Origin of the sequence: Rhizobium sp. AQ_MP (assembly GCF_014237835.1) — a bacterium.
Taxonomy (GTDB): domain Bacteria; phylum Pseudomonadota; class Alphaproteobacteria; order Rhizobiales; family Rhizobiaceae; genus Allorhizobium.
This window is the reverse complement of the sequence record NZ_JACJVI010000003.1, coordinates 415,034-441,603: the sequence shown is the minus strand read 5'-3', so window position 1 is coordinate 441,603 and position 26,570 is coordinate 415,034. Positions and strand designations below refer to the sequence as shown.

Below are 26,570 nucleotides of genomic sequence, written 5' to 3'. Positions count from 1 at the left end.
ACATGAGCGTCGGATGGACAGCGCCGGACTATACGAGCCGGGGTGCAGCGGTCAACGCCTTTTTCGAGCATCACTTCACGCAATCGTTCACAGCGGAGGTTCAAGGGAGCCTCCGCACCATTTACACACAGCCGAGGGGCCCCTAGAACGCCCTGAACCTTAGAAACGGAAGTCTCAATGCTGCGTCGTATGTATGATTGGACGATGTCTCTTGCCGGTACGCGGCACGCCGACCGCGCACTCGCCGGGGTCTCGTTCATCGAAAGCTCTTTCTTTCCGATCCCGCCGGATGTCCTGCTCATTCCGATGGTCATCAGGCGCCGGGACCACTGGTTCAGGCTGGCGCTCCTCTGCACGCTCGCATCCGTCCTTGGTGCATTCCTCGGTTATGCCATCGGCATGTTCCTGTTCGAGGCCATCGGACGCCCCATCCTTGCCTTCTACGGCAAGGAGGACGCCTTCGAACAGGTCGCGGGCTGGTACAACACCTGGGGCGGGTGGGGTGTCCTCTTCGCGGCGATCACACCTTTCCCTTACAAGGTCCTGACGATCTTCTCGGGGGCCACCGGGTTGAACTTCCTTGTCTTCACGGTTGTCAGCATCATTGGCCGCGCGTTCCGCTTCTTCCTGGTTGCCTTCCTGCTGAAGCTTTATGGCGAACCCGTTCGCCTCTTCATCGAGAAGTATCTCGGCCTTCTTTTCACCCTCTTCATGGTGCTGCTGATCGGCGGCTTCTACCTCGTCAAATTCGTGTTCTGAGAGTGCGCAGATGAATACAATTCTGTCTCCCCTGAAGTCCGATAGCGCACTTGCGGCCCTGCTCACCTTCGGCATGGCGCTTGTCGTCGGTTCCGCGCTCGGTTTCGAGCATATCGGCGGTTACATCCCCTGCGCGCTCTGCCTGATGCAGCGCAATCCCTATTACATCGGCATTGGCGTCGGCCTATTGGCCACACTGTCCGCCGTCTTCCGCCTGCCGCCCGTCGTTACCAGGGTCTTGCTGCTCGCGATCGCGCTCTTGATGATCACCGGCATGGGTCTCGGCATCTACCACTCCGGCGTCGAATGGGGCTTCTGGGAAGGCCCGGCAAGCTGCACCATCGGTGCCACCGGCGGTGATACGCCGGTCAACGTGCTGGAAGCCTTGAACGCCACGAAGGCGCCCTCCTGCACCGAAGCGACACTGCGCGTGCTGGGCCTGTCCTTTGCCGGCTGGAATGTGCTGACGAGTGCTGCGCTTGCCGCGCTCGCACTTTGGGGCTCGCTGCGCAAGCCAAGCATCTGAAGCAGAGGCGGAAGGCGGGGCGCAGGGTCCCGCCAAGAGGGTAAAGGCTGCTGCCTTAGGGCTGCAGTTCGGTATCCCAGTAAAGATAGTCCATCCAGCTTTCATGCAGGTAGTTCGGCGGGAAGAGCCTGCCGTTGTTGTGCAGGTCCTGCACCGTCGGCCGGTAGGGAGCCTGGTGCGGATGCATGCCCGCCTGCTTCGGGAGCTTCGATCCCTTGCGCAGGTTGCACGGCGAGCAGGCGGCCACGACATTTTCCCAGGTCGTCTCGCCGCCATGGGCGCGAGGAATGACGTGGTCGAAGGTCAGGTCTTCGGGCGAACCGCAATACTGGCATTCGAACTTGTCGCGCAGGAAGACATTGAAGCGGGTGAAGGCCGGGTTCCGGGTCGGCTGAACATAGGTCTTGAGGCTGACGACACTCGGCAGCCGCATCGTAAAACTCGGCGAGCAGACGGAGTGTTCGTACTCGGCGATGATGTTCACACGGTCGAGGAAAACTGCCTTGATCGCGTCCTGCCAGGACCAGAGCGACAAGGGATAATAACTCAGTGGCCGGTAGTCGGCATTCAGGACGAGCGCCGGCAGGGCCTGGGGAGAAACTGCAATCGTCAAGGGGTACTCCTGATCGATTCGGCATCTGCCCTTCTATATTAGGTCCGTTGTTACAGCATTGTGAAGCCTGAATCTTTGAGCCGCCTTGCGACGTCTCGGCGCGCCCTCAGCGGGGCAAGGCCGTGCGGCCTGTGATGCGGGCATAATGTGCCCAGAAAAGCCGGGCAGCGACCGATCGGGCCGGCGCCCAGGCTTCAGCCAACTCCGCCACAAGTTCGGGAGCGGGTCGTTCTCCGGCAAAGAAAACATCGCCCACGGAGATTCGGAGCGCCACGTCGCCGACCGGGAAGATGTCCGGATGCCCGCCGCAGAACATCAGGTACACCTCGGCGGTCCAGGGCCCGATACCCTTAAGGCCGGTGAGCGCCGCAATTGCCGCGCCGGTCGGCATCTCCGCGAGTTCGTCGAGTCGGAAGGGCCCGCCGAGATCGGCCTTGGCAGCCTCTTCAAGCGCCTGGGCCTTGCCGCGTGACAGGCCGAATGTGCCGATCAGTTCCGGGCCAAGCGCCAGATAATCCTCCGCCAGTGGCCGGTTGCCCAGCACCGCCGTCATGCGCCGCCAGATGGCCTCGGCACTGGCCCGCGACACCATCTGCGAGACGATGATCGAGGCAAGTCCGGCAAAACCGGGCGCCGACAGCCTGAGCGGCAACTGACCGCAGGCATCGGCGATGGGACAGAGCCGGGGATCTCGGTCGAGCAAAAGGGAAAGCCCCGCAGCGAGATCGGCCTCGCATCGGATCGTCGTCAAACCCATGCCCTTTTCCTCATTCCACTCTCATGCGAAGGAAAAGCATGACCGAGCGCGATCGTCAAACCACCACACGGGATGCCCCCGTCTTTCGTTTTGCACCGAGCCCCAACGGCCGGCTGCATCTCGGTCACGCGCTTTCGGCTCTGTTGAATGCCGAGATGGCCGAAAGCCTGGGAGGCCGTCTTCTGCTGCGAATCGAGGACATCGATCTCACCCGGTGCACGCCGGAACTTGAACGGGCCGTGCTCGACGATCTGACCTGGCTCGGCATCCCCTTCGAACAGCCGGTCCGCCGCCAGTCCGAACATTTTGCGCTTTACCGGGAAGCCCTCGAGCGATTGTTGGCCATGGGCCTCGTCTACCCCGCCTTCCTCACCCGTGGCGAGGTGAAGGCGCGTGTCTCCGCCTTCGAGCGGGAGGGCGGACTTTGGCCCCGCGATCCGGATGGAGCGCCGCTTTATCCGACGGAAGAGCGGTCGCTTGGCGAGGGTGAACGGGCGGAGAAGCTTTCAACGGCAGAGCGCCATGCCTGGCGGCTCGATATCGACAAGGCGCTGAGCCTCGTTGCAAAACCTCTCACCTGGCGGGAAACCGGCGACGGGCCGACAGGCGAAATGGCAGCCGATCCGGCTGCCTGGGGCGATGTCGTGCTGTGGCGCTCCGATGCGCCCTCAAGCTATCACCTGGCCGTCACCGTGGACGACGCGGCGCAGGGCGTGACCCATGTCGTGCGTGGCCTCGACCTGTTCCACGCCACATCGGTGCACCGCCTGCTGCAGGAATTGCTCGGCCTGCCGGAACCTGTCTACCACCACCACCGGCTGATCCTTGGCCCCGACGGCCGAAAGCTGTCGAAAAGCCTTTGCGACACGGCGCTGTCAGTGCTGAGAGCCGAGGGAAAAACGCCCTCAGATATTCGCGCCATGGTCGCGGTTTGAAATCCCGCCGGCTGGCATGTCCTTCACCGGCACCACCCGGAACTTCATCAGCGCCGCATTGAATTCCGCGCCGATGATGAAGATCGCGCCGACCATGTAGAGGAAGACCAGCACGATCATGATCGAGGCGAGACCGGCATAGGTCGCGGCATAATTGGCGAAGGATGCGAGGTAGTAACCAAAGAGCAACGCGCCGATCAGCCACAGCACCAGCGTCAGAAGCACGCCGGGCAGCACGTCGATCAGCCGCCGACGCCCGGCCGGGAGCCCGAGGTGGAAGACCACCAGCGCCACGATCAGAAAGGCCACCGTGCCGTAAATGCGCCAGTTGGCGACGGTGGCCAGAAAGTTCTTGAGGAAGGGGAAAAGCTTTTCGGCATAGGCGAGAGCCACGGGGACGGCGACCAGAAGCGCGCTGATCGCTGCAAGCACGACGACCGCCGCCAGCACGAAACCAAGGCTCAGGAGTCGGGTAATGTACCAGGGCCGCGTTTCGGGCACCCTATAGGCGCGGTTGAGCGAGACCCTGAGCGCCTCCACCCCATTGGAGGCGAAGTAGGCAGCCGCCAGCACCGAGATGGTGAGCAATCCGCCGCGCGGGATGGTCAGCACCTGGACGACCTGGTCCGACAAGGGCTTGGCGATCGTCTCCGGCCAGGTGTCGAAGATCAGATGCACCGCCGTCGCGGCAAACTGGTCCGCCCCGAGGAAACTCGCGAGGGCCGTGCCGAAGATGAGAAACGGGAAGAGAGCAAGGATGGCCGATAGCGCCACATGGCTTGCCATGGCCCAGCCGTCGTCCTCTGTGAAATGCCAGAACGCGTCATAGCCGACCTTGATGAGCATACGCAGGAAAGTCGGCATCCAGTCTCCTTGAGAACGCGCGGTACGATTGCAGGCTGCGGCCGAATATGGGAAACCGATCGCGGTTTGCAAAGGAAGAGCGAGGTTTTCCCCGTGAAGAGCATCATCGTCACCGGTTGTTCCTCCGGCATCGGCGCCCATTGCGCCGAGGCGCTCAAACGCGACGGCTGGCGGGTCTTTGCAACGGTTCGCAAGTCCGAGGATCTGGCGCCGCTTGAGGCCAAGGGCATCGAGACCCTGGTCATGGATTATACCGATCCCGCCAGCATCGAGGCGCTTGTGGCGACCGTCTTCGAACGCACCGGAGGCAGGCTCGATGCGCTCTTCAACAACGGCGCCTATGGCCAGCCCGGCGCCGTCGAGGACCTCCCGACCGAGGCGCTCCGCGCCCAGTTCGAGACCAATCTCTTCGGCTGGCACGACCTGACCCGCCGCGTGATCCCGGCCATGCGGGCCCAAGGGGAGGGCCGCATCGTGCAATGCTCCTCGATCCTCGGCATTGTGCCCTATCGCTGGCGCGGCGCCTATACGGCCTCGAAATTTGCGCTCGAAGGCCTGTCGCTGACGCTCAGGATGGAGCTCGAAGGCTCCGGCGTGCAGGTGAGCCTGATCGAGCCGGGGCCGATCGAAAGCCGCTTCACCGCCAATGCGCTCACCCATATCCGCCAGGCGATCGATCTGGAAAACTCCGTGCATGCCGAGGACTATCGCCGCCAACTGGCGCGCCTCGATGGCTCGGGCCCGATCAACCGCCACAAGCTCGGTCCGGATGCGGTCTACAAAGTCCTCATCCATGCCTTGACCGCCAAGCGCGCCCGCCCACATTATCTCGTGACCAAGCCGGCCAAGCAGGGGGCCCTCATCAAGCGCTGGCTGCCGACCGACCTCTTCTATCGACTGATGCGCTCGCTGGACTGACCGGCGACGAACAAAGGCTCATCCCACGTTATGTCCACATTCACCTATGTCCTCGCCATCATCGTCATGGGGCTTGTCGCCCTTGTCCTCATCCGAGGCCTCTTCAACATGATGAAGGGCGGCGACGGAAACACCTCGAACAAGTTGATGCAGGCCCGTATCGTGCTTCAGGCGATCGCGATCGCCCTGATCATGCTCACACTCTGGCTGACCGGCGGGGGACGCTGATCGATGGTCAAGCTCAACAAGATCTACACCCGCACCGGCGACGACGGCACCACGGCACTCGTGACCGGCCCGCGCCGCCTGAAGCATGACCTGCGCGTCGATGCCTATGGCACGATCGACGAAACCAATTCGGCGATCGGCATTGCCCGGCTGCATACGGCCGAGATGCCCGAGCTCGACGCCATGCTGATGCGCATCCAGAACGATCTCTTCGACCTCGGCGCCGATCTGGCCGCACCCGAAACCGGCGAGGTTCTCTCCTACGAACCGCTGCGCGTGATCGAGGCGCAGGTGGACCGGATCGAAAACGAGATCGACCAGCTGAACGCCGATCTCGACCCGCTCAAATCCTTCATCCTGCCCGGCGGCACACCGGCCGCCGCCTATCTGCACCTCGCCCGCACCACCGCGCGGCGTGCCGAACGCATCATGGTCGAACTCTCCCGTTTCGACGGCGAGGAAGTCGGCGAACCGGCGCTGAAATACGTGAACCGTCTGTCGGATTTTCTGTTCATCGCAGCGCGGCACGCGAATGATGGTGGTCGGGCGGATATTCTGTGGGTGCCGGGGAAGAATAGGTAGGCAGTAGCATTTCTCCCCCCCTTGCGGGGGAGAACGGAAAATCGAAGGCTTAGGCGAGCGCAAGCCGCCTAAACTTCAGATTTTCCTGGAGAGGGGCAACGTTGCGTTGGTGCTCATCTTACCGAGCCCCCCTCTTGCGAAATCTGAGGTTTGGCCCTGATCGGGCCAATTTCTCGATTTCGCTTTCTCCCCCGCAAGGGGGGAGATAGGCCGCCGCGAGCACTTCGGCTCCCTCATGCTGAGGTGCCCGCGTGAAGCGCGGGCCTCGAAGCATCCTTCCGCTTTGATCCACCTCTGGCCTCGCCCTTCGAGGCCCGACGCGGTCGGGCGCCTCAGGGTGAGGGTGATCTGTCGATGTCAAAAAGCCCAAGCTTCGCCCCCGGTCGGGATCATCTCCCTCCGGGTGGCTGGAAACTTGTCCTCGGGCTTGACCCGAGGGATCGGACGAGGCGCCAGAAGCAACCTGTCTAAGTATGTATGTGGCTCCTTCCGGCGCCCCGTTCGGCGTCTATTCCCGCTGCATGCGTCTCTCTGGCAAGGCGGCGACGGGCGTTGAAACGTGAGTCCCAACGTCGACCGGGCGCGGGTCCGGCTGTGGCAGAGTCCTCCCGTGGGAATGTCTGCCAGAGCCTGGCCGGTGGCCCGGGAGGTTCCCGCCGGATGGTGCACCATTCCGACCGGGACCCTCGCCCGGGGGATGGGGCCTTGGTCATTTGCGACCTCGGTCCTCATCCCCGCCGTTTGTTTCGCCCCGCTGTCTGGATGTTCGCGACAGCGCGGGCGCCTTGTCTGTGTGCCTCTGAGGCACGTCCTTCCGATCAGGGTATCCAGGTTCTGGGCGCATCCGACCCCGTTACCTTCGTATCCAGCCCCTCGTCCGGAGGGAGACCGTTGCAGCGGGCCGGGGTTTTAGGTCTGCGACAACCCTCCACCCCGGCGCCGGCCCGCCTCGCCTGACATCGCATCGTCAGGTGTATCCGAGGGCGGGACAGCGATGATTCTAAGGGGGTGGAAATGGGCGGGGACGGAAAAAAGATTTTTTGTTGATTTTGTTGGGGGATTTTTGAAAGTCGTCCCCCCTTTTTTCGGGAGAGGGCGCCGAATTCGCGGCTTTGCCCCTCACCCTGCCCTCTCCCCGCGGGCGGGGAGAGGGGGGCGCAAGCATCGGCCGTCTCGGCCTTCTCCCCGCTTGCGGGGAGAAGGTGCCGGCAGGCGGATGAGGGGCGGAGGCGACGGGTAATGAGGGGCGGTTGCGTCTTGCGCGACGCCCATCTCCTCCTTGGTGGGGGAGACTTCGGAGCGGTGGCCGAAGCCTCTCCCACAAGGGGGAGAGGGGAACCGCTCGCCTCTTCCCCCTGTCCCCATCCCAAAACCTGCGCTAGCATCGCCCACCCGACCACCGGCGAACCCGACGAGGCGCGATGTTTATACCCCTGCATGACCGAAACGCGCTGAAGTACATTCGCAAGCAATATGTGACGCTGGGGCTGATCCTCGCGAATGTCTTGTCCTATGCGCTGGCGAGTCTCGTGCCGGATGCGGCTTATGAACTCAGCGTCTACGGGCTCGGCTTCATCCCCGCAATTCCGCTGGGGGGCGCGACGCTCGATCCGTCGCTGGTCTTGGTCCCGGAGGGCGCGACCTACATCACCTATTCCTTCCTACATGGAAGCTGGCTTCATCTGGGGTCCAACATGCTCTTCCTCTGGGTCTTCGGCGACAATGTCGAGGATGCCATGGGCCACTTGAAGTTCCTGTTCTTCTACCTTGCCTGTGCTGCAGCCGGAGCGCTCGCCCATGGCCTTCTGATGCCAACGAGCGAGGCCCCGCTGATCGGGGCATCGGGAGCGGTGTCGGGCGTGGTGGCGGCCTATCTGATGCTGCACCCGAAGGTGCGCGTCTGGGTGCTGGTCTTCATGCGCTTTCCCCTGCCGCTGCCCGCCTTCATTCCGCTTCTCTTCTGGGTGGGCCAGCAATTCGTCATGCTGGTGATCGACGGTGACAGCAATGTCTCCTGGGGTGCCCATGTCGGCGGCATCATCGCCGGTGCGATCCTGGTGCTCTTTTTGCGACGTCCCGGTGTACCCCTCTTCGATCGCGCGATTGTGACGCCGCGCGCCGTGCAGCATGAGGCGGTCTCGGTCGACGTGGCACCACTCGGTCCCTGGGGACAAAGGCCGACTGGAAACTCGGACAAGGAGCTGATCGATGACAGGGAGTTATCGACGCAAGCCCCGGCGCAGCAGCCGATCCGCAAGGTCACCCACTGGGGACGATGACAACAGGTCGCGGGTCCAGCGTATTGACGTGAACGTCAACGTAACTTATTGCTGCCAACCAAACAGCATCGATCGTTGTGTTTGGGGAAAAAATGCGTATCGATGTCGCCAATCGACAACCGGCGGAGCGCATCAGGGCGCATTTTCCGGCGGAAGATTTGAAGAGAGGAACCCATGAAGATACTCGTCCCAGTCAAGCGGGTTGTGGATTACAACGTCAAGATCCGCGTCAAGCCTGATGGTTCCGGCGTAGAGCTCGCCAACGTCAAGATGTCCATGAACCCCTTCGACGAGATCTCCGTCGAAGAAGCCCTGCGGCTGAAGGAAGCCGGCAAGGCCGAGGAAGTGGTTGTCGTTTCGATCGGCCCGGCCAAGGCCGAGGAAACTCTGCGCACCGCACTCGCCATGGGCGCCGACCGCGGCATCCTCATCGAGACCGAGGAAACCGTCGAGCCGCTTGCCGTCGCCAAGCTCCTGAAGGGCGTGGTCGAGGCTGAGGCTCCGGGCCTCGTCATTGTCGGCAAGCAGGCGATCGACGACGATTCGAACCAGACCGGCCAGATGCTGGCGGCTCTGCTCGGCTGGGGCCAGGCGACGTTTGCCTCCAAGCTCGAGCTCGGCGCCGACAAGGCGACCGTGACCCGCGAAGTTGACGGCGGCCTGCAGACCATCGACGTGAAGCTCCCTGCGATCGTCACCACCGACCTGCGCCTGAACGAGCCGCGTTATGCCTCGCTGCCGAACATCATGAAGGCCAAGAAGAAGCCGCTCGACAAGAAGTCGCCTGCCGACTTCGGCGTCGACGTCGCCCCGCGCCTGAAGGTTCTGAAGACCGAGGAGCCGGGTGGCCGCAAGGCGGGCATCAAGGTGAAGAGCGTCGCCGAACTGGTCGACAAGCTTAAGAACGAAGCCGGCGTATTGTAATGAAATCCGTGAGGCCCGCCTGCAAAGGGCGGGTCGCTGCGCTTCCGGTGCTCACGTACGCTCCGCTCCGGTTCTCGCACCCCACCCTTTTCGGCTGGGCCTGACGGATTTCCACGAAACTCAAATTCGAGGATTGAAAATGGCTATTCTTCTTCTCGCAGAACACGACAACGCGACCGTCTCCGAACAGACCGCGAAGGCCCTGACGGCCGCGACCAAGATCGGTGGCGACGTGCATGTGCTGGTCGCCGGCTCGGGTGCCAAGGCTGCCGCCGATGCCGCTGCCAAGCTCTCGGGCGTCTCCAAGGTGCTGCTCGCCGACGATGCTTCGCTCGCCAACAATCTGGCCGAGCCGCTGGCGGCCCTCATCGTTTCGCTCGCTGGCTCCTATGACACGATCATTGCGTCTGCGACCTCCGTCGGCAAAAATGTCATGCCGCGCGTGGCTGCCCTGCTCGACGTGATGCAGGTGTCTGAAATCATCGAGGTCGTCTCGGCAGATACCTTCAAGCGTCCGATCTATGCCGGCAACGCCATCCAGACCGTGCAGTCGACCGATGCCAAGAAGGTGATCACCGTCCGCACCGCCTCCTTCGCCGCTGCCGGTGAAGGTGGTTCGGCCTCCGTGGAGACCATCGCAGCGGCTGCAAACCCGGGCGTTTCCAGCCACGTCTCTGACGCGCTGTCCTCGTCCGACCGTCCGGAACTGGCCTCGGCCAAGATCATCATTTCCGGTGGCCGCGCACTCGGTTCCTCGGAAAAGTTCCAGGAAGTCATCCTGCCCGTGGCCGACAAGCTCGGTGCCGCCGTCGGTGCCTCCCGCGCGGCCGTCGATGCCGGCTACGCGCCGAACGACTGGCAGGTCGGCCAGACCGGCAAGGTCGTCGCCCCGCAGCTCTATATCGCCTGCGGCATCTCGGGCGCGATCCAGCATCTCGCCGGCATGAAGGACAGTAAGGTCATCGTCGCGATCAACAAGGATGAGGAAGCCCCGATCTTCCAGGTCGCCGACTACGGCCTCGTCGCCGACATCTTCGAAGCCCTGCCGGAGCTCGAGAAGGCGCTCTGATCGGCATTTCGCAGCTGCGAAAGCACTGGTCAAAGGACCCTTGGCGGTCTATCAATCAGCCGGGTCCGCGCAAGCGGGTCCGGCATTTTCTTGGGTGCCATTTCGTGCGTGAAGACTGGAACGGGTGAGGAGCAAGGCGATGACGGACAAGATCAGCAATGTGGGTGTCGTGGGTGCCGGCCAAATGGGTTGCGGCATTGCCCAGGTTTCCGCCGCCGCCGGCTACAAGGTCACGATCTACGACCTGTCCAAGGAGCGGATCGAGGCGGGTCTCGCTACGATCAACGGTAATCTCGCCCGCCAGGTCACCAACGGCAAGATCACCGACGAACAGCGCAAACAGGCGCTCGCCCTGATTTCCGGCTCCGCCGACATCAATGACCTCGCCCCGTCGGATCTCGTGATCGAGGCGGCGACCGAGGACGAGCAGGTCAAGCGCAAGATCTTCGCGACGCTCTGCCCGGTGCTGAAGCCCGAGGCGCTGCTGGCGACCAACACCTCCTCGCTCTCGATTACCCGCCTGGCCTCCGCCACCGACCGGCCGGAGCGTTTCATGGGCATCCATTTCATGAATCCGGTCCCGGTGATGAAGCTGGTCGAACTCGTGCGCGGCATAGCAACCGAGGAAACGACCTTCACCACGGCCAAGGAATTCGTTTCCTCGCTCGACAAGACGATCACGGTGGCCGAGGACTTCCCGGCCTTCATCGTCAACCGCATCCTGCTTCCGATGATCAACGAGGCGATCTACACGCTTTATGAAGGCGTCGGCTCGGTCGAGGCGATCGACACGGCGATGAAGCTCGGCGCCAACCATCCCATGGGCCCGCTGCAGCTCGCCGATTTCATCGGTCTCGACACCTGCCTCTCGATCATGCAGGTGCTGCATGACGGACTGGCGGATTCGAAATACCGCCCCTGCCCGCTTCTGGTGAAATATGTCGAGGCCGGCTGGCTGGGTCGCAAGTCCGGCCGCGGCTTCTACGACTATCGCGGCGAAGTGCCGGTCCCGACCCGCTGACGGGGCATTTCGATCCGGGACCATCCAGCGAAAAGATATTCGCCCCTCCGGGTGATGATTGGTCGGCCATTCCTCGGAAGAGACGGGCCGACCCTCTAATTTGCGGGGCAATCGCAGATCCCCCCGCATCCCGGAGCACACAGTCATGAAACGTCTCCTCCTCGTCAGCGCAGCCCTTGCTGCTCTCTCCCTGCCCTTTTCGGCGAGCGCAGCCGACAAGCTGCTCAACGCCTCCTACGACATTGCCCGCGAGATCTTCGCGGCCCAGAACGAAGCCTTCATCAAGGCCAATCCGGGCGTGACGATCGATCAGTCGCATGGCGGCAGCTCGCGCCAGGCGCGCGCCATCGTCGAAGGACTGGAAGCTGACGTCGTCACCTTCAACCAGGTGTCGGACGTGGAATTCCTCGCCAAGAACGGCTTCATCAACGAGGGCTGGCAGGCAGAATTCCCCAACAATGCCTCGCCCTTCTACTCCTTCCCGTCCTTCCTGGTGCGCGCCGGCAATCCGAAGAACATCAAGGACTGGGACGATCTCGCCCGTGACGACGTTCAGGTGATCTTCCCCAACCCGAAGACCTCGGGCAATGCCCGCTACACCTATCTCGCGGCAACGGCCTATGCGATGGAGAAGTTCGCCGGCGATGAGGCCAAGGTGACGGAATTCGTCGACAAGATCTTCGACAACGTGCCGGTCTTCGACACCGGAGGCCGCGCCGCCACGACCACCTTTGTCGAGCGCGAAATCGGCGACGTCATCATCACCTTCGAGGCCGAGACCAAGGCGATCGAGAAGCAGTACGGCTCCGACAAGTTCCAGCAGGTCGTGCCCTCGGTCAGCCTGCTTGCCGAATTCCCGGTCGCCGTTGTCGACAAGGTGGCCGATGCCAAGGGCAGCCAGGATCTGGCGAAGAAGTATCTCGGTTTCCTCTATTCGCCGGAAGGGCAGAAGATCGCCGCCGAATTCGGCCACCGCGTTCATGACGAGAAGGTCGCCGCCGAGTACAAGAACCAGTTCCCGGACATCCGCCTGGTGACCGTCGAAGACGTCTTTGGTGGCTGGGACAAGGTGTCGAAGGAGCATTTCGCCGAAGGTGGCATTCTTGATGGGATCTACGGCAGCCGCTAAGTCGGCATGACGGACCGACAGGAACCGGCGGGATGGCCCGCCGGTTTTCGCGTGAAAGGACAAAAGACGTGAAACGGCGTGTCTTGCCAGGCCTGAAGCTGTCCCTCGGGATAACGCTGGTCTATGCGGCGATCATTATCCTTCTGCCGTTGATGGCCCTCATCTTCAAGGCGGCGAGCCTTGGCCCGTCCGACTACTGGCGCATCGTCTCGTCCGACCGTGCCCTGGCGAGTTATGGCGTGACCATCGGCTCGGCCTTGGTCGCCACCCTGTTCAATCTCGTCTTCGGTCTGGCGCTTGCCTGGGTTCTGGTGCGCTACCGCTTCCCCGGTCGCCGCATCGTCGATGCACTGGTCGACCTGCCCTTCGCGCTGCCCACAGCCGTTGCGGGCATCTCGCTGACGACGCTTTTTGCGACCAACGGCTGGTTTGGCGCCGTCCTCGAAGAGATCGGCATCAAGGTCGCCTATACCCCGCTCGGCATCATGGTGGCCATGGCCTTCACCAGCCTGCCCTTTATTGTCCGGACCGTTCAGCCGGTCCTCGAAGAACTCGATCCGGCGCTCGAAGAGGCCGCGCAGACGCTTGGCTCCCGCGACTGGGCGATCTTTCGCCGGGTGATCCTGCCGCTTTTGACCCCGGCCCTGCTCGCCGGCACATCGCTGGCCTTTGCCCGCAGCCTGGGTGAGTTCGGAGCGATCATCTTCATCGCCGGCAACCAGCCCTTCTCGACCGAGATCACGGCACTGCTCGCCTTCATCCGGCTCGAGGAATACGACTACCCGGCATCGGCCGCGATTGCCTCCGTCATGCTGATCGCGGCCTTCGTCATGCTGGCGGTCACCAATTACCTCCAGGCCCGCGCCCTGCGCTACACGGTGAAAGGCTAAGCCATGAGCCAGATTACGAAAGGCCGCAGGCCACCTCGCGTCGGCGAGGCCCCGATCTTCAAATGGAGCCTGATCACTGCCGTGCTGGTCATGGTGGTTCTCTTCATCGTCGCACCGCTCGCTGTGATCGCGGAACAGGCTTTCTCACGCGGCCTGCCCTTCTTCCTGGAAAGCATAACCGACCCCGACACGCGCCATGCGATCGGTCTGACGGTGATCACGGCATTGATCGCCGTGCCCCTCAACACGATTTTCGGCGTCGCGGCGGCCTGGGCGATCACCAAACACGATTTCCGCGGCAAGCGGCTGCTGACCATCCTGATCGAGATCCCCTTCTCGGTGTCGCCGATCGTGGCCGGGGTGTCCTACCTCTTCGTCTACGGGCTGCAGGGCATGTTCGGTCCCGCGCTGGACAGCATGGAACTCAAGATCATGTTCGCCCTGCCAGGCATCGTGCTGGCATCGATGTTCGTCACCGCCCCTTTCGTGGCCCGCGAGCTGATCCCGCTGATGCAGGCCCAGGGGCGCGACCTCGAAGAGGCTGCCACCTCTCTCGGCGCCAGCGGCTGGCGGACATTCTTCTCGATTACACTGCCCAACATCAAATGGGCGCTGCTGTATGGCGTGGTGCTCTGCAATGCCCGCGTCATGGGTGAGTTCGGTGCCGTTTCTGTGGTCTCCGGCAATATCCGCGGTCAGACCAACACGCTTCCGCTGCACATCGAACTGCTCTACCACGACTACAATGCCGTTGGCGCCTTTGCCGCCGCCTCGATCCTGGCGACGCTCGCGCTCGTCACGCTGGTGGCCAAGGTCCTGCTCGAGCGCCAGGGCGCCGGGCGCCGCAACCGCCCGCAGACGCTGGCCGGCACACAGAATTCCCCGGAGGTAACCTCGTGAACATTCGCCTCGACAGCGTCGTCAAGACCTTCGAAACCTTCCGCGCCGTGCATGGTGTCTCGCTCGATATTCAGAGCGGCGAGCTGGTGGCGCTGCTTGGCCCCTCAGGCTCCGGCAAGACGACCATCCTGCGCATGGTGGCAGGCCTCGAATTCGCCGATGGCGGCAATATCCACTTCGGCGACGAGGACGCGACCGATATTCCGGTGCGCGACCGCGGCGTCGGTTTCGTCTTCCAGCATTATGCGCTCTTCCCGCATATGACCGTGGCCGAAAACATTGCCTTCGGCATGAAGGTGTCCAAGGTCAAGCGCTCGGGCGCCGACATCGATCGCCGGGTCGAGGAACTGCTGTCGCTGGTGCAGCTTTCCGGTCTCGGCGAACGTTTCCCCGGCCAGATCTCCGGCGGCCAGCGCCAGCGCGTGGCGCTCGCCCGTGCGCTTGCCGTTGACCCGCGCGTGCTGCTGCTCGACGAACCCTTTGGCGCGCTTGACGCCAATGTCCGACGCGACCTGCGCCGCTGGCTGCGCTCCATTCACGACGAACTCGGCATCACCACGCTGTTCGTTACCCACGACCAGGAAGAGGCGCTTGATCTCGCCGATCGTGTGGTGATCCTCGACAAGGGCAAGATCGTCCAGCAGGGAACGCCCGAAGAGGTCTGCCGTCATCCGGTCAACGCCTTCGTCATGCGTTTCCTCGGCGACACCAACGCCCTGAAGGCAACCGTCTCGAATGGGAAGGCGACCGTCGGCAACATGACCTATGCGGCAGTCGGCCTGAAGGACGGCGCGGCGGAACTCCTGTTCCGTCCGACGGATGTCGAATGGAGCAATGATCCCGCCAAGGGCGTTGCGGCGACCATCCAGCGCATTCTCGACCGGCCCGGCTCCAAGCGGGTCCTGGCAAAGACGGGAGACGGCACCACCGTCGAATTCGACGTCGCGCCGGAATTTGCCGCAGCCAAGGGCGAAGCGGGCTTCATCGAGATCGTAAGGCCGCGGGTCTACCAGGACTGAAACCTTTGGCATCGACCTATCGGCGCAACAACGCCGGGGTTTCGATCATCGAGATTGGGCATTTGCTGGCGGCGCAACCCGTCAGCCGCCGGTCGCAGCAGCCACCACCAATGCCTTGGCGTCGGCGCCGTCCCATACGGCCGGGCCGTTCATGCTGCCGAGTAGGCAACCCTTGCCGTCAACGAGCAGGGTGACCGGCAGGCCGAAGGCAAGACCCTCGCGCTTGAGCTGGTTGAAGACGCCCATGGATGCGTCACGGTAAAGACCGAGTGCATCGACACCGGTCTCTTCCAGGAAGGTCTGCGGCTTCTCGACATCGCCGGTATCGATGTTGATCGCGAGCACCTGGAAAGCCTCACCGCCCGCGGCCTTCTGCAGGTTGTTGAGGGCCGGCATTTCCTCTCGGCAGGGCACACACCAGGTGGCCCAGAGATTGATCAGCACCGTCTTATTCGCGAAGTTGGCCATGGTCATGGCTGAGCCGGCCTTGTCCTGGAAATTGAGCCCCTGAATGGGCTTGGGCTCACTCACCGGTATCATCGCCGCCACGTCGCCCTTGAGGTAAGGCTTCAACAGCTCGGCTTTGGCGACAGAACCCTCGCATTGGGCGGCATCGGCGGTCTCCACGGCATTGCCAGACATGGTCTGTCTCACGTATACCGCAGCCGCGCCGGCGACGATGCCGGCCACCGCCGCAATTGCAACCAGCTTGGTGGGGAAGAGACCCGCGGGTTTCTTTTCTGTCATGTCATTCTCCAGGACGGGCATTCCATGGCCGAGGACATCAAGGACACCAAATCCTCCAACCAGATGTGGGGCGGTCGCTTCGCCTCGGGGCCTTCGGCCATCATGGAGGAGATAAATGCCTCCATCGGTTTCGACAAGAAGCTTTACGCCCAGGATATCCGCGGCTCAAAGGCGCATGCGACCATGCTGGCGCACCAAGGCATCATCTCGGCCGAAGATAAAGACAAGATCCTTCACGGCTTGGACACGATCCTGTCAGAGATCGAAAGCGGCCAGTTCGTCTTCTCGCGCAAGCTCGAAGATATCCATATGAACGTCGAGGCGCGCCTTGCCGAGCTGATCGGCTCCGCTGCCGGTCGTCTCCATACCGCCCGCTCGCGTAACGACCAGGTGGCGCTCGACTTCCGCCTCTGGGTAAAGGAAGAGCTGCAGAAGACGGAAGCTGCCCTTTCCGGCCTGATCGCGGCATTCCTCGACCGGGCGGAAGAGCATGCCGACACCGTCATGCCCGGCTTCACCCATCTGCAGACGGCTCAGCCGGTGACCTTCGGTCATCACTGCATGGCCTATGTCGAGATGTTCGGCCGTGACCGCCAGCGCGTGCGCCATGCGATTGAACACCTCGACGAAAGCCCGATCGGGGCAGCAGCCCTTGCCGGCACCGGCTACCCGATCGACCGCCACATGACGGCACAGGCCCTCGGCTTCCGCGAGCCGACCCGCAACTCGATCGACACCGTCTCAGACCGCGACTTTGCGCTCGAATTCCTCTCGATCGCCTCCATCGCGGCAACCCATCTGTCGCGCCTGGCCGAAGAGATCGTCATCTGGTCGACCCCGCAATTCGGCTTCATCCGCCTGTCGGACGCGTTTTCGACCGGTTCGTCGATCATGCCGCAGAAGAAGAACCCGGACGCCGCAGAGCTCGTGCGCGCCAAGACTGGCCGCATCAACGGTTCGCTGATCGCGCTTCTGACCGTGATGAAGGGCCTGCCGCTCGCCTATTCCAAGGACATGCAGGAAGACAAGGAACAGGTCTTCGACGCCGCCGAGAGCCTGGAACTGGCAATCGCCGCCATGACCGGCATGGTCACCGACATGACCATCCGCACCGACAGGATGAAGGCGGCCGCCGGCTCCGGTTACTCGACCGCGACCGACCTTGCAGACTGGCTGGTGCGCGAAGCCGGCCTCCCCTTCCGCGATGCGCATCATGTGACCGGCAATGCCGTTGCCATGGCCGAGAAGAAGGGCTGCGATCTCGCAGAGCTTTCGCTCGAGGAACTGCAGAGCATCAATTCAGCGATCACGGCTGATGTCTTCAACGTTCTCACAGTCGAGGCCTCCGTCGCCAGCCGCAAGAGCTTCGGCGGCACGGCGCCGTCTGAAGTCAGAAAGCAGATCGCCTGGTGGCGAGCCAGAAACTGAGCGGGCGACAGATCACGGCAACGCCGGCCATTCATCACGAGATCAGGGGTGCACAAGCGCCCCTTTTTTCTGTACACGCTAGCACAACGATATTTCTTTGGATCGGGTCATGGTGAATTCGCTGAAACGCACGACGCTCACGCTCTCTCTGCTGCTCGCTGCCTCGCTGGCTCTGTCTGCCTGCGGCCGCAAAGGTGACCTCGACCCGCCGAGCACGCCTGTCGACCAGCAGAACAAGCGCGACGCCCCGGTCGAAAAGACGCCGGATACTCCGTTCGTTCTCGACCCGCTTCTTTGACAGGGCTTAATCCGTGAACCACTTCGAGTATCGCGACGGCGTTCTCTACGCCGAGGGCGTGGCCATCCCCGAGATTGCGCGCACCGTCGGCACACCCTTCTACTGCTATTCGACCGCGACGCTGGAGCGGCACTACAAGGTCTTCTCCAAAGCCTTCGACGGTGTCGACGCCCTCGTCTGCTATGCGATGAAGGCGAATTCCAACCAGGCTGTCCTCAAGACGCTGGGTCGCCTCGGCGCCGGTGTCGACGTGGTCTCGGAGGGGGAGCTTCGCCGTGCACTGGCCGCTGGCATCCCGGCAGACCGCATCATGTTCTCCGGCGTCGGCAAGACGCCGAGCGAGATGGACTTAGGACTAGAAGCCGGCATCTACTGCTTCAACGTCGAGAGCGAGCCGGAGCTGGAGATCCTCAATCAGCGCGCCATCAAGGCCGGCAAGAAGGCCCATGTCTCCTTCCGCATCAATCCGGATGTCGACGCAAAGACCCACGCGAAGATCTCGACCGGCAAGAAGGAAAACAAGTTCGGCATCTCCTACGAGCGCGCGCGTGCAGTCTATGCTCGTGCCGCGACGCTGGAGGGGATCCAGGTGTCCGGCATCGACATGCATATCGGCAGCCAGATCACCGATCTGCAGCCCTTCGAGGATGCCTTCCGCCTGCTGCGCGAACTCGTCGAGACGCTGCGCAGCGATGGCCACACGATCGACCACGTCGATGTCGGCGGTGGCCTCGGCATTCCTTACAAGGACGACAACAACCCGCCGCCGGAGCCGGACGCCTATGCCCGGATCGTCAAGGATCAGCTGTCGGGCCTGAACTGCCGGATCGTCACCGAGCCTGGCCGCCTGATCGTCGGCAATGCCGGCATCCTCGTGACCGAGGTCATCTATGTGAAGGACGGCGGCGACAAGACTTTCGTCATCGTCGACGGCGCGATGAACGACCTGATCCGCCCGACCCTCTACGAGGCCTATCACGAGATCAAGCCTGTGGTGATCTCGGCGGCGAATGCCCCGCGCATCAAGGCCGATGTCGTCGGCCCCGTTTGCGAGACCGGCGACTATCTGGCGCTCGACCGCGAGATGGCCATGCCCAAGCCCGGCGACCTCATCGCCGTTGGCTCGGCCGGGGCCTATGGCGCCGTGCAGGCCGGCACCTACAACACCCGCCGGCTGGTGCCGGAGGTGTTGGTCAACGGCAACGAGTTCCACGTGATTCGCCGGCGTCCGACCTATGACGACCTGATCGCGCTCGACAGCGTGCCCGACTGGCTGGCCTGATTCATTCACAATTCGGCGATGAGGCGGGAAAAACTCCCCCCTCACGCCCGCCGCCCTCGTCTTCGCCACAAAGACTGCTATCTTCGAGTACACTCAGCCGTGTCTGACGCGCGGCGCTCTCGGAGACCAGACGGATGAGCTCTTCCCGCCCGGCCGGCCACAGGAAAGGCGCCTTCAAGGACGACCCGAAGCTCGCGCGGCGCGTGGGCATCAAACGTGTGCTCGCCCGTTCCGTGCTCTTTGCCGAGCGCCTTCTTCCGCTGTTCCTGCCCGTCCTCGGCATTGCGGCTCTGTTCGTTGCTCTGGCCTGGCTCGGCGTCTACCGCGAAGTGCCGGATCTTGTCCGCCTGGCAATCGTATTCATTCTGGTCTTCGCTTTTGTCGCCTCCTTCCTGCCCTTCCTGAAGCTCAGGCTGCCCAGTATTGCCGAAGCCGACAGGCTGCTTGAAGAGCGAAACGGCCTGCCCCATCAGCCAGTGGCGGTGCAGGACGACGAGATCGCGGCAGACACACCCTTTGCCCGGGCGCTCTGGCAGGAGCACCAGCGGCGCATGGCCGAGCGCATAGCGGCGCTGGATGCCGGCTTGCCGCAGCCGGACATCGCCCGCTACGACCGCTACGCGCTGCGCGCCGTACCGGCCCTGCTCTTCGTCACGGCGCTAGCCTATTCCGGTTCCAATGGCGCGGGGCAGATTGCCGATGCCTTCCGCCAGCATGTGCCCGAAAGCGAGGCGCCGGCGATCCGCATCGACGCCTGGATCACGCCGCCCGGCTATACCGGCCAGCCGCCGGTCTTCCTCTCGGGCCTCGGGACCCAGGATGCAGCCGGCGTGACGGTGCCGCAGAAATCCAAGGTCACCGTGCGCATCAGCGGCGGGCCCTCGGAAGAGAAGGTTCTTTTCGTCAAGCAGTCGGATGGCGCCGTCCTCGACGTTGCGGAGAAGGACGATGCGGCCCGCACGCCGACGGCCGGTTCCGAGATTGACGCACGCAGTCAGACAGCCGTCCCGACACCCCCGCCCGCCCCGGCGCCGAATGCGCCGATGGTGGCGCGCACCCATGAACTGGAGCTGGACGAGGCCGGCGAACTGCGCGTGGCCGACCGCATCTGGACGATCGGCGTCACGCCGGACAGGGCACCCGAGATTGCGTTTGACGGCACGCCGCGCCGCGCAATCAACGGTGCGCTCGAGATCGCCTTCACCGCCAAGGATGACTACGGCCTGCAGAAGGCCCATGCCGAGATCGTGCCGTTGGAAGAGCAGGCCGGCGCGACGCCGCTCTATCCGCATCCGGATTACAAGCTCGACCTGCCGCGCCACAATGCCCGCGACACGAAGGGGGTTGCCAGCCGCAACATCACCGAACATCCGCTCGCCGGCCAGATGGTGAAGATAACGCTGGTCGCGACCGACGGCGCTGGCCAGACGGGCCGCAGCGAGCCGATCGAGATGCAGCTGCCCGGCCGCAACTTCAACGATCCGCTGGCTGCCGCCGTGGCCGAGCAGCGCAAGGTTTTCGCCCTCGACACCCGCCAGATGCCGAAGGCGGTCGAGCTGAACGAGGCGCTGGTCATCCGACCCGACGAGACCATTCCCGACCTCGGTAACTTCCTCGCCATCGAGAGCGCCCGCGCCCGCATGAATGCTGCGAAAGGCGAAGAGCAGCTGAAGGACACGGCCGACTATCTCTGGGAAATCGCGCTCGGCATCGAGGACGGCGACCTGTCGCTTGCCGAACGCCGCCTGCGCGACGCCCAGCAGGCTCTGTCGGATGCTCTGGAAAACGGCGCAAGCGACGAGGAAATCCAGCGCCTCATGGCCGAGCTCCGTTCGGCGATGCAGGAATTCCTCCAGGCGCTTGCCCAGCGCATGCCCAACCAGCAGGGCGAGCAACAGCAACAGGCGCAGAACACCCTGCGCCAGCAGGATCTCGACAACCTGCTCGACCAGCTGGAAAACCTCGCGCGCTCCGGCAACCGGGACCAGGCACAGCAGCTTCTGTCTGAACTGCAGCGGATGATGAACAATCTCCAGGCCGGCCGGCCGCAGCAGGGCCAGCAGCAGCAGAACAGCGAGGCCCGTCGCCAGATCGACAAGCTCGGCGAGATCATGCAGGAGCAGCAGCGGTTGATGGACGAGACCTTCCGCCTTGACCAGGCGCTGCGCGACCGCATGCAGCGCGGTGATCCGCAGCAGGGCGAGGAGGGCGCCGAGGGCCAGCAAGGTCAGCAGGGACAGCAGGGGCAGCAAGGCCAACAGGGCCAGCAGAACCTCGACGGAATGACCGCGGAACAGCTGCGCGAGGCACTGCGCCAGTTGCGCCAGCAGCAGGAGCAACTCGGCCGGCAGCTCGGCGAACTGCAGGAAGGCTTGAAGGGCATGGGCATGGAGCCGGGTCCGGGCTTCGGAGAAGCGCAGCAGGAAATGCAGGGCGCCGGCGAAGCACTCGGTCAGGGTCAGGGTGACCGTGCCGTTCAGGGCCAGGGACGCGCGATGGAAGCACTGCGCCAGGGTGCCCGTGACATGATGAACCAGATGATGCAGGCGCAGCAGGGCCAGGACGGCCAGGGGCCGCAGATGGGCCAGGGCCAGGGCAATCAGGATGATCGTGATCCGCTTGGCAGGCCCCGCGCAACCAGCGGACCCGACTTCGGCGAGCAGGTCAAGGTTCCCGACGAGATCGACGTCCAGCGCGCCCGCGAAATCCTCGAAGCGATCCGCGAAAAGCTCGGCGAAAACTCAAGCCCAGAGATCGAGCGGCGTTACCTCGAGCGGCTGCTGGATATTCAGTGAAACCGAAAAGTGCCGAAGAAACGACGACGCCCGCATCAGCGGGCGTTAGTCTTTCCACAGATGGGATAGAGCATTCTCAGCCGGCGAGCGCCGAAGCAACGGCCTTGCGGATATCCGGAAGTGCAAAGGGCTTGGAGACGACATCGACGATCTTCGCCGAGAGGTCGTCCGCGCGCTCGCGTTGCTCGGCATAGCCGGTCATCAGCAGGATCTTCATCGCCGGAAATTCGGAATGGGCGCGGTGCGCCAGTTCGATGCCGTCCATCACGGGCATACGGATATCCGAGAGCAGCAGGTCGAACGCCTGTTCGGAGAGCTTTTCCAGGCCTTCGGCACCGTCGGCCGCCTCATGCGTCTCGTGGCCATCGAGCCTCAAGGCCCTGGCGACGAAGGAGCGCAGGGAGTCTTCGTCTTCGGTGATCAGGATTCTCGCCATGGTTGAATTCTACTCCCGCGTCCATTGACTCTTGCGAGAGGCAAATCACCAGACTTTCCTTGTCGAGTGGTAAACGCCGGACCCCTCGTCCGACGCGATGGTTAACAGCTCACTGCCTTGAAGAGGCAAGATGTTCCCCTTTGGAACGCCTCAGACATCGCCTGTGACGACACCGACGAAGGGCAGTTCGCGGAAGGCGTAAGCCACGTCCATGCCGTAACCGACGACGAAGTAGTCGGGGCATTCGAAACCGACATAATCAGCCTCAAACTGCTCTTTTCGCTTCACTTTCTTGTCGAGAAGCACGGCGATCGTGACGTTGGCGGCACCCCGCTCGTACATCAGTTCCTTGGCGAACAGCAGCGTCCGGCCGGACTCCAGGATATCATCGATGAGGAGGATATTGCGCCCCATCACGTCGCTGTCGATGTCCTTGATGATCTTGACGCCCTGGGAGACGGTGCCTGTGCCATAGCTGGACAGGGTGATGAATTCGACTTCCGGAGCAAGGCCAACATCATGCAACGCACGAATGAGGTCGGCCGCGAAGATGAAGGAGCCCTTCAGCACCGAGATCACCAGAAGGTCGTCGCAGGGACCCTTCATGATATCCTGGGCGAGCTGCAGATTGCGCTGCCGGATCTGCTCGGCGGTAAAGAGCGGTTCGATGTTCTTTCCGCGAACAACGGGCATGGGAAACTCCTTGCTGAACGACCTGAGGTCCTTGAGCCGGCAGATGCCGGAAAGGCAAGGGCCTTAGCATACCGATCGCGCCTTAGGCACCCGCCTCTTCGAAGGAAAGCCGGACTTCCGGCATTTTTCCACCAGGATGCTGGAGGCGGGTGACGATCCCGCGGCTTTCACCGCCTTCAAGGCTGTCGGCCGGCGGCTCGATATAGGTGCTGGCGATGACCTGCCCGTCGAGAACGAGATCAGCGCGGAGCTTGGGCAAGGTTACCGTGCGACCGGTCCGGTTTTCAACGATGGCGTTGAGCAGCAGCACCCGCATGCCGTTTCGGTCCTGCGGCGTCAGGTTCACATGCGTAAAGTCGAGCGGCTTGGCTGCCAGTTCCGGATGCTCGGCCTTGCCGAAGAACACCTGGCCGGCAATCGAGAAGATCGAGACGAAGGCGATCGCCACGAGCAGCGAGAAGCCGACATCGGACAGGCGCTGAAGACGGGCCTCGATACGCTCGACCAGACTGCGGAAAAACAGGGAGGGATCTGGGGTCAGAGTGGCCGCAGATGAAGCCCCTGCCGAGGGAGAGGCGGGCCGCGATGTTTCGCGCACGGTGACGAACTGGGCGTCGACAACCTCATGGCGCGCCATGCGCTGGCTGAGCGGCTCGATGCGACGGCGGGCTCGATCCGGCGGAAGGAGATCAAGGTCTGCAGCTGGAGCCTGCTTCTGGTAACGGAAAGCGCTCATGATGCGCACCTTTCGCACAGCCAAAATCGGATACCCCGAAAGTCGGCGGTTGAAACGAATCCTCACCAGACGTAAATTTAAATGGTTAATGCTTCGGAAAGACGGGCTGAAAAGCCTCGCGTCCCGGAGCATGTTTACCGGCCGTTGACGATCTTCGTTTACGAGCCCCAGACCTCGGACACGTCAGACTGGGCCCCCTTTGATCCATTTCGAAAATGTCGGCCTGCGCTATGGGATGGGACCGGAGATCCTCCGCGACCTGACCTTCGACCTGCCGAAGGGATCCTTCCAGTTCCTGACCGGCCCGTCGGGCGCCGGCAAGACGACGCTCCTGCGCCTTCTCTTCATGTCGCTGCAGCCGACGCGTGGACTGATCCGCAGCTTCGGCCGCGACATCACCAGCATCCCCCGCAGCGAGCTGCCGATGCTGCGCCGACGTGTGGGCATCGTCTTCCAGGACTTTCGCCTGCTCGACCACCTGACGACCTACGAGAACGTGGCGCTGCCGCTCCGGGTACGCGGCAAGGCGGAGCAGACCTATCGGCAGGACGTCATAGAACTCTTGAAATGGGTGGGGCTTGGCGAGCGCATCAACGTGCTCCCCCCGGTGCTATCAGGTGGCGAGAAGCAGCGCGTGGCGATTGCCCGCGCCCTGATCGACCGGCCGGAGATCCTGCTCGCCGACGAGCCGACGGGCAATGTCGACCCGCCGATGGCACGCAGACTGCTGAGCCTGTTTCTCGAATTGAACCGTCTCGGCACGGCCGTGGTCATCGCGACCCATGATCTGGCGCTGATGGACCAGGTGGATGCGCGCCGGATGATCCTCACCGACGGGCGGCTCGACATCTATGAATGAGATCCCCCAGAACGCGAACCAGAACCCCGGACAGAAGAAGCGGCGCGTCGAAATGACGGTCAGGCCGACGGGGCCGATCCTGCCGCCGTCCAACATCCAGGGCAATGCGCTGATGGTGGTGATCGCCATCATGGCCTTCCTTGCCTGCCTGACGCTCGGTGCGGTTTCGATGGTGCGCGCGACGGCCGCCGGGTGGCAGAGCCAGATCTCCCGCGAGATCACCATCCAGATCAAGCCCGAGGACGGCCTCGACATGGGCGCGGCTCTGGTCAAGGCGCGCGATCTGGCGCTGACTTTCGTCGGCACGCGCGACGGCCAGATCATGGACGACAGCGCCACCGCACGCCTGCTCGAGCCCTGGCTGGGGACGGGCCTGAACCTCGAAGACCTGCCGGTCCCACGGCTCATCGTGATCACCATCGACGAGACCAATCCGCCCGATTTCGAGGCCATGCGCGCCCTTTTGAAGGAGGAGGTGCCGCAGGCCTTCCTCGACGACCACCGCACTTGGGTCGATCGGCTGGTGCAGATGGCCCGCACCACGGTGCTGATTGGCTCCGGCATCCTGATCCTCGTCTTCAGCGCCATGGTCCTCACGGTCGTTTTCGCGACCCGGGGCGCGCTGTCCGGCAACCGCCACATCATCGAGGTGCTGCATTTCGTCGGGGCCGAGGGCACTTTTGTCGCTCAGGAATTCCAGAAGCACTTCCTGAAGATCAGCCTCAAGGGCGCAGCCGTCGGCGGCTTCCTGGCGGCATCATTCTTCGCGCTGGCCAGTTTCTGGCAGAGCCGGTCGCTGGCGACGCCTGAAAGCGATCAGGCAACCGCCTTGTTCGGCACCTTCACGATCGGCTGGGGCGGCTATCTCGGCATCTTCGCCACGATGATCGTCATTGCGCTTTTGACGACACTGACGGCGCGGCTGACCGTCATGCGCACGATCTATGAGATCGACCTCATCCGCTCCGACCCGGCCCGCACCGACGGCCTGATGGACGACTGACGAAATCTCGCATGTTGACTTGCCTTAAAGCCGCCTGTTCGCTGTGGGAAATCCCGGCTATTCACGGGCGATGAGCATGGATCGGACAACGTCAAAACAACCGTTGAGTGACGGCGGCCTGCCTCCTCCGGCCGGCGGTCTTTTCGCGCGGAAAAGCCTGATCCGCAGGGCCTTGCGCTATGGCGGCATGGTCGTGATCCTGTCGGTAGCGGTCCTCGTTGCCGGCTTCCTGATCTTCGCTGATTCGGTCACCAACATGCGCCCGCCCGAGACGGTGAAGGCAGACGCGATCGTTGTATTGACCGGCGGATACCAGCGAATCGAGCAGGCGATCGACCTGCTGAAGCGCGGTTACGGCGAGCGGCTGCTGATTTCAGGCGTCAACCCGACGACGACGGCCGGCCAGATCCGCAAGGCGACCCGTGCCTCGCCGGATGTCTTCGACTGCTGTGTCGACATCGGCTATGGCGCGATCGACACGATCGGCAATGCCAACGAGACGGCGATCTGGATCCGCGACAAGGGCTATCGCTCGGTGCTGGTCGTCACCAGCAACTATCACCTGGCCCGCAGCCTGATGGAACTGCGTCGCAGCGATCCCGACACCGATTTCATTGGCTATCCCGTGGTCAATGCCGATCTGAAGACACGGGCCTGGTATAGCGAACCCGATGCCATGCGCACCATGCTATCTGAATACGGCAAGACGGTCGTGGCCTATATCAGGGGCATGACCGGCTGGAGCCGCGATCAGGGCCTGCGCCCGGAAGGCGAAATCACCGAATCTGGCCGCAGTTCCTGACGATCCCCCGGAAGCTAGCGCTTTTGCTGGCGATACTTTTGCTCTAAGGACGACGTCGCCCGCCCTCGAGAGTTCCAC

General features: G+C 63.2%; 28 protein-coding genes. 21 read left to right on the top strand and 7 right to left on the bottom strand.

The genetic code is table 11. From position 1 onward, the window contains the following. Positions 1 to 177: 177 nt before the first annotated feature. Together H6M51_RS07830 and H6M51_RS07825 are read left to right on the top strand one after the other, a co-directional pair. The gene (locus H6M51_RS07830; RefSeq protein ID WP_185809306.1) at positions 178 to 759 is read left to right on the top strand and encodes a YqaA family protein; all 582 of its coding nucleotides are present in this window, start codon (positions 178 to 180) and stop codon (positions 757 to 759) included. Between the two features lie 10 nt (positions 760 to 769). After that, on the top strand, positions 770 to 1,285 hold the full coding sequence (locus H6M51_RS07825; RefSeq protein WP_185809305.1) for a disulfide bond formation protein B: 516 nt from the start codon (positions 770 to 772) through the stop codon (positions 1,283 to 1,285). Between the two features lie 55 nt (positions 1,286 to 1,340). Here H6M51_RS07825 and H6M51_RS07820 read toward each other — a convergent pair whose 3' ends face one another. Continuing rightward, on the bottom strand, positions 1,341 to 1,898 hold the full coding sequence (locus H6M51_RS07820; RefSeq protein ID WP_185809304.1) for an HNH endonuclease: 558 nt from the start codon (positions 1,896 to 1,898) through the stop codon (positions 1,341 to 1,343). A 106-nt stretch (positions 1,899 to 2,004) separates the two neighbouring features. Then, positions 2,005 to 2,655, bottom strand: a complete 651-nt coding sequence (locus H6M51_RS07815; protein ID WP_185809303.1) for a DNA-3-methyladenine glycosylase — start codon at positions 2,653 to 2,655, stop codon at positions 2,005 to 2,007. Positions 2,656 to 2,693: 38 nt separating this feature from the next. Between H6M51_RS07815 and gluQRS the strand changes: the two genes are divergently transcribed. Next, positions 2,694 to 3,590, top strand: a complete 897-nt coding sequence (gene gluQRS, locus H6M51_RS07810) for a tRNA glutamyl-Q(34) synthetase GluQRS (RefSeq protein ID WP_185809302.1) — start codon at positions 2,694 to 2,696, stop codon at positions 3,588 to 3,590. Here the strand turns inward: gluQRS and H6M51_RS07805 are convergent. Further along, complete coding sequence (locus H6M51_RS07805) at positions 3,561 to 4,454, bottom strand: YihY/virulence factor BrkB family protein (protein WP_185809301.1); 894 nt, start codon at positions 4,452 to 4,454, stop codon at positions 3,561 to 3,563. The two genes, gluQRS and H6M51_RS07805, sit on opposite strands and share 30 nt — an antisense overlap. A gap of 93 nt (positions 4,455 to 4,547) precedes the next feature. On the opposite strand from H6M51_RS07805, the gene H6M51_RS07800 reads away from it, so the two are divergent. From H6M51_RS07800 to H6M51_RS07750, 11 genes are all read left to right on the top strand, one after another. Then, positions 4,548 to 5,372, top strand: a complete 825-nt coding sequence (locus H6M51_RS07800) for an SDR family oxidoreductase (protein WP_185809300.1) — start codon at positions 4,548 to 4,550, stop codon at positions 5,370 to 5,372. A 30-nt stretch (positions 5,373 to 5,402) separates the two neighbouring features. Continuing rightward, positions 5,403 to 5,600 carry a twin transmembrane helix small protein gene (locus tag H6M51_RS07795; RefSeq protein WP_062282550.1) on the top strand — a complete coding sequence of 66 codons (198 nt, stop codon included), beginning with the start codon at positions 5,403 to 5,405 and terminating at the stop codon, positions 5,598 to 5,600. Between the two features lie 3 nt (positions 5,601 to 5,603). Further along, positions 5,604 to 6,182: a cob(I)yrinic acid a,c-diamide adenosyltransferase gene (locus H6M51_RS07790; RefSeq protein WP_185809299.1), complete on the top strand. Its 579-nt coding sequence runs from the start codon at positions 5,604 to 5,606 to the stop codon at positions 6,180 to 6,182. A 1,421-nt stretch (positions 6,183 to 7,603) separates the two neighbouring features. Next, the gene (locus H6M51_RS07785) at positions 7,604 to 8,461 is read left to right on the top strand and encodes a rhomboid family intramembrane serine protease (protein WP_185809298.1); all 858 of its coding nucleotides are present in this window, start codon (positions 7,604 to 7,606) and stop codon (positions 8,459 to 8,461) included. A gap of 174 nt (positions 8,462 to 8,635) precedes the next feature. Then, entirely contained in the window at positions 8,636 to 9,385 is a 750-nt protein-coding gene (locus H6M51_RS07780) for an electron transfer flavoprotein subunit beta/FixA family protein (protein WP_185809297.1), read from the top strand. Positions 9,386 to 9,524: 139 nt separating this feature from the next. Then, positions 9,525 to 10,454 carry an electron transfer flavoprotein subunit alpha/FixB family protein gene (locus H6M51_RS07775; protein ID WP_185809296.1) on the top strand — a complete coding sequence of 310 codons (930 nt, stop codon included), beginning with the start codon at positions 9,525 to 9,527 and terminating at the stop codon, positions 10,452 to 10,454. Between the two features lie 139 nt (positions 10,455 to 10,593). Continuing rightward, positions 10,594 to 11,475, top strand: a complete 882-nt coding sequence (locus H6M51_RS07770; protein ID WP_185809295.1) for a 3-hydroxybutyryl-CoA dehydrogenase — start codon at positions 10,594 to 10,596, stop codon at positions 11,473 to 11,475. Positions 11,476 to 11,620: 145 nt separating this feature from the next. Then, entirely contained in the window at positions 11,621 to 12,604 is a 984-nt protein-coding gene (cysP, locus tag H6M51_RS07765; protein WP_185809294.1) for a thiosulfate ABC transporter substrate-binding protein CysP, read from the top strand. 32 nt (positions 12,605 to 12,636) lie between these two features. Then, complete coding sequence (cysT, locus tag H6M51_RS07760) at positions 12,637 to 13,494, top strand: sulfate ABC transporter permease subunit CysT (protein ID WP_185809293.1); 858 nt, start codon at positions 12,637 to 12,639, stop codon at positions 13,492 to 13,494. Between the two features lie 3 nt (positions 13,495 to 13,497). Further along, positions 13,498 to 14,394, top strand: a complete 897-nt coding sequence (gene cysW, locus H6M51_RS07755) for a sulfate ABC transporter permease subunit CysW (RefSeq protein ID WP_185809292.1) — start codon at positions 13,498 to 13,500, stop codon at positions 14,392 to 14,394. Continuing rightward, the gene (locus tag H6M51_RS07750) at positions 14,391 to 15,413 is read left to right on the top strand and encodes a sulfate/molybdate ABC transporter ATP-binding protein (RefSeq protein ID WP_185809291.1); all 1,023 of its coding nucleotides are present in this window, start codon (positions 14,391 to 14,393) and stop codon (positions 15,411 to 15,413) included. Before cysW ends, H6M51_RS07750 begins: the two co-directional genes overlap by 4 nt. Before the next feature lie 81 nt (positions 15,414 to 15,494). Here the strand turns inward: H6M51_RS07750 and tlpA are convergent, their stop codons facing one another. Further along, complete coding sequence (gene tlpA, locus H6M51_RS07745; RefSeq protein ID WP_185809290.1) at positions 15,495 to 16,160, bottom strand: thiol:disulfide interchange protein TlpA; 666 nt, start codon at positions 16,158 to 16,160, stop codon at positions 15,495 to 15,497. Between the two features lie 24 nt (positions 16,161 to 16,184). On the opposite strand from tlpA, the gene argH reads away from it, so the two are divergent. From argH to H6M51_RS07725, 4 genes are all read left to right on the top strand, one after another. Continuing rightward, positions 16,185 to 17,588 carry an argininosuccinate lyase gene (gene argH / locus H6M51_RS07740; RefSeq protein WP_185809289.1) on the top strand — a complete coding sequence of 468 codons (1,404 nt, stop codon included), beginning with the start codon at positions 16,185 to 16,187 and terminating at the stop codon, positions 17,586 to 17,588. Between the two features lie 109 nt (positions 17,589 to 17,697). Next, on the top strand, positions 17,698 to 17,886 hold the full coding sequence (locus H6M51_RS07735; protein ID WP_185809288.1) for an LPS translocon maturation chaperone LptM: 189 nt from the start codon (positions 17,698 to 17,700) through the stop codon (positions 17,884 to 17,886). Between the two features lie 13 nt (positions 17,887 to 17,899). Next, positions 17,900 to 19,168 carry a diaminopimelate decarboxylase gene (lysA, locus tag H6M51_RS07730; RefSeq protein ID WP_185809287.1) on the top strand — a complete coding sequence of 423 codons (1,269 nt, stop codon included), beginning with the start codon at positions 17,900 to 17,902 and terminating at the stop codon, positions 19,166 to 19,168. 134 nt (positions 19,169 to 19,302) lie between these two features. Continuing rightward, on the top strand, positions 19,303 to 21,963 hold the full coding sequence (locus tag H6M51_RS07725; protein ID WP_185809286.1) for a TIGR02302 family protein: 2,661 nt from the start codon (positions 19,303 to 19,305) through the stop codon (positions 21,961 to 21,963). 76 nt (positions 21,964 to 22,039) lie between these two features. On the opposite strand, the gene H6M51_RS07720 is transcribed toward H6M51_RS07725, so the two are convergent. The 3 genes from H6M51_RS07720 to H6M51_RS07710 all read right to left on the bottom strand — a co-directional run bounded on the left by H6M51_RS07720 (position 22,040) and on the right by H6M51_RS07710 (position 23,828). Beyond that, positions 22,040 to 22,399: a response regulator gene (locus tag H6M51_RS07720; protein ID WP_185809285.1), complete on the bottom strand. Its 360-nt coding sequence runs from the start codon at positions 22,397 to 22,399 to the stop codon at positions 22,040 to 22,042. 150 nt (positions 22,400 to 22,549) lie between these two features. Next, positions 22,550 to 23,092 (bottom strand): hypoxanthine phosphoribosyltransferase, encoded by a 543-nt coding sequence (hpt, locus tag H6M51_RS07715; RefSeq protein ID WP_185809284.1) that lies wholly within the window; start codon positions 23,090 to 23,092, stop codon positions 22,550 to 22,552. 82 nt (positions 23,093 to 23,174) lie between these two features. Beyond that, complete coding sequence (locus H6M51_RS07710; RefSeq protein WP_185809283.1) at positions 23,175 to 23,828, bottom strand: hypothetical protein; 654 nt, start codon at positions 23,826 to 23,828, stop codon at positions 23,175 to 23,177. A gap of 199 nt (positions 23,829 to 24,027) precedes the next feature. Here H6M51_RS07710 and ftsE point away from each other — a divergent pair, with 199 nt between their 5' ends. The 3 genes from ftsE (at position 24,028) to H6M51_RS07695 (ending at position 26,492) form a co-directional block, all read left to right on the top strand. Further along, the gene (gene ftsE, locus H6M51_RS07705; RefSeq protein WP_102020914.1) at positions 24,028 to 24,687 is read left to right on the top strand and encodes a cell division ATP-binding protein FtsE; all 660 of its coding nucleotides are present in this window, start codon (positions 24,028 to 24,030) and stop codon (positions 24,685 to 24,687) included. Beyond that, positions 24,680 to 25,690, top strand: coding sequence for an ABC transporter permease (locus H6M51_RS07700; protein ID WP_185809282.1), 1,011 nt, complete (start codon positions 24,680 to 24,682; stop codon positions 25,688 to 25,690). Before ftsE ends, H6M51_RS07700 begins: the two co-directional genes overlap by 8 nt. Positions 25,691 to 25,766: 76 nt before the next feature. Further along, entirely contained in the window at positions 25,767 to 26,492 is a 726-nt protein-coding gene (locus tag H6M51_RS07695; protein ID WP_185809281.1) for a YdcF family protein, read from the top strand. Positions 26,493 to 26,570 lie beyond the last annotated feature (78 nt).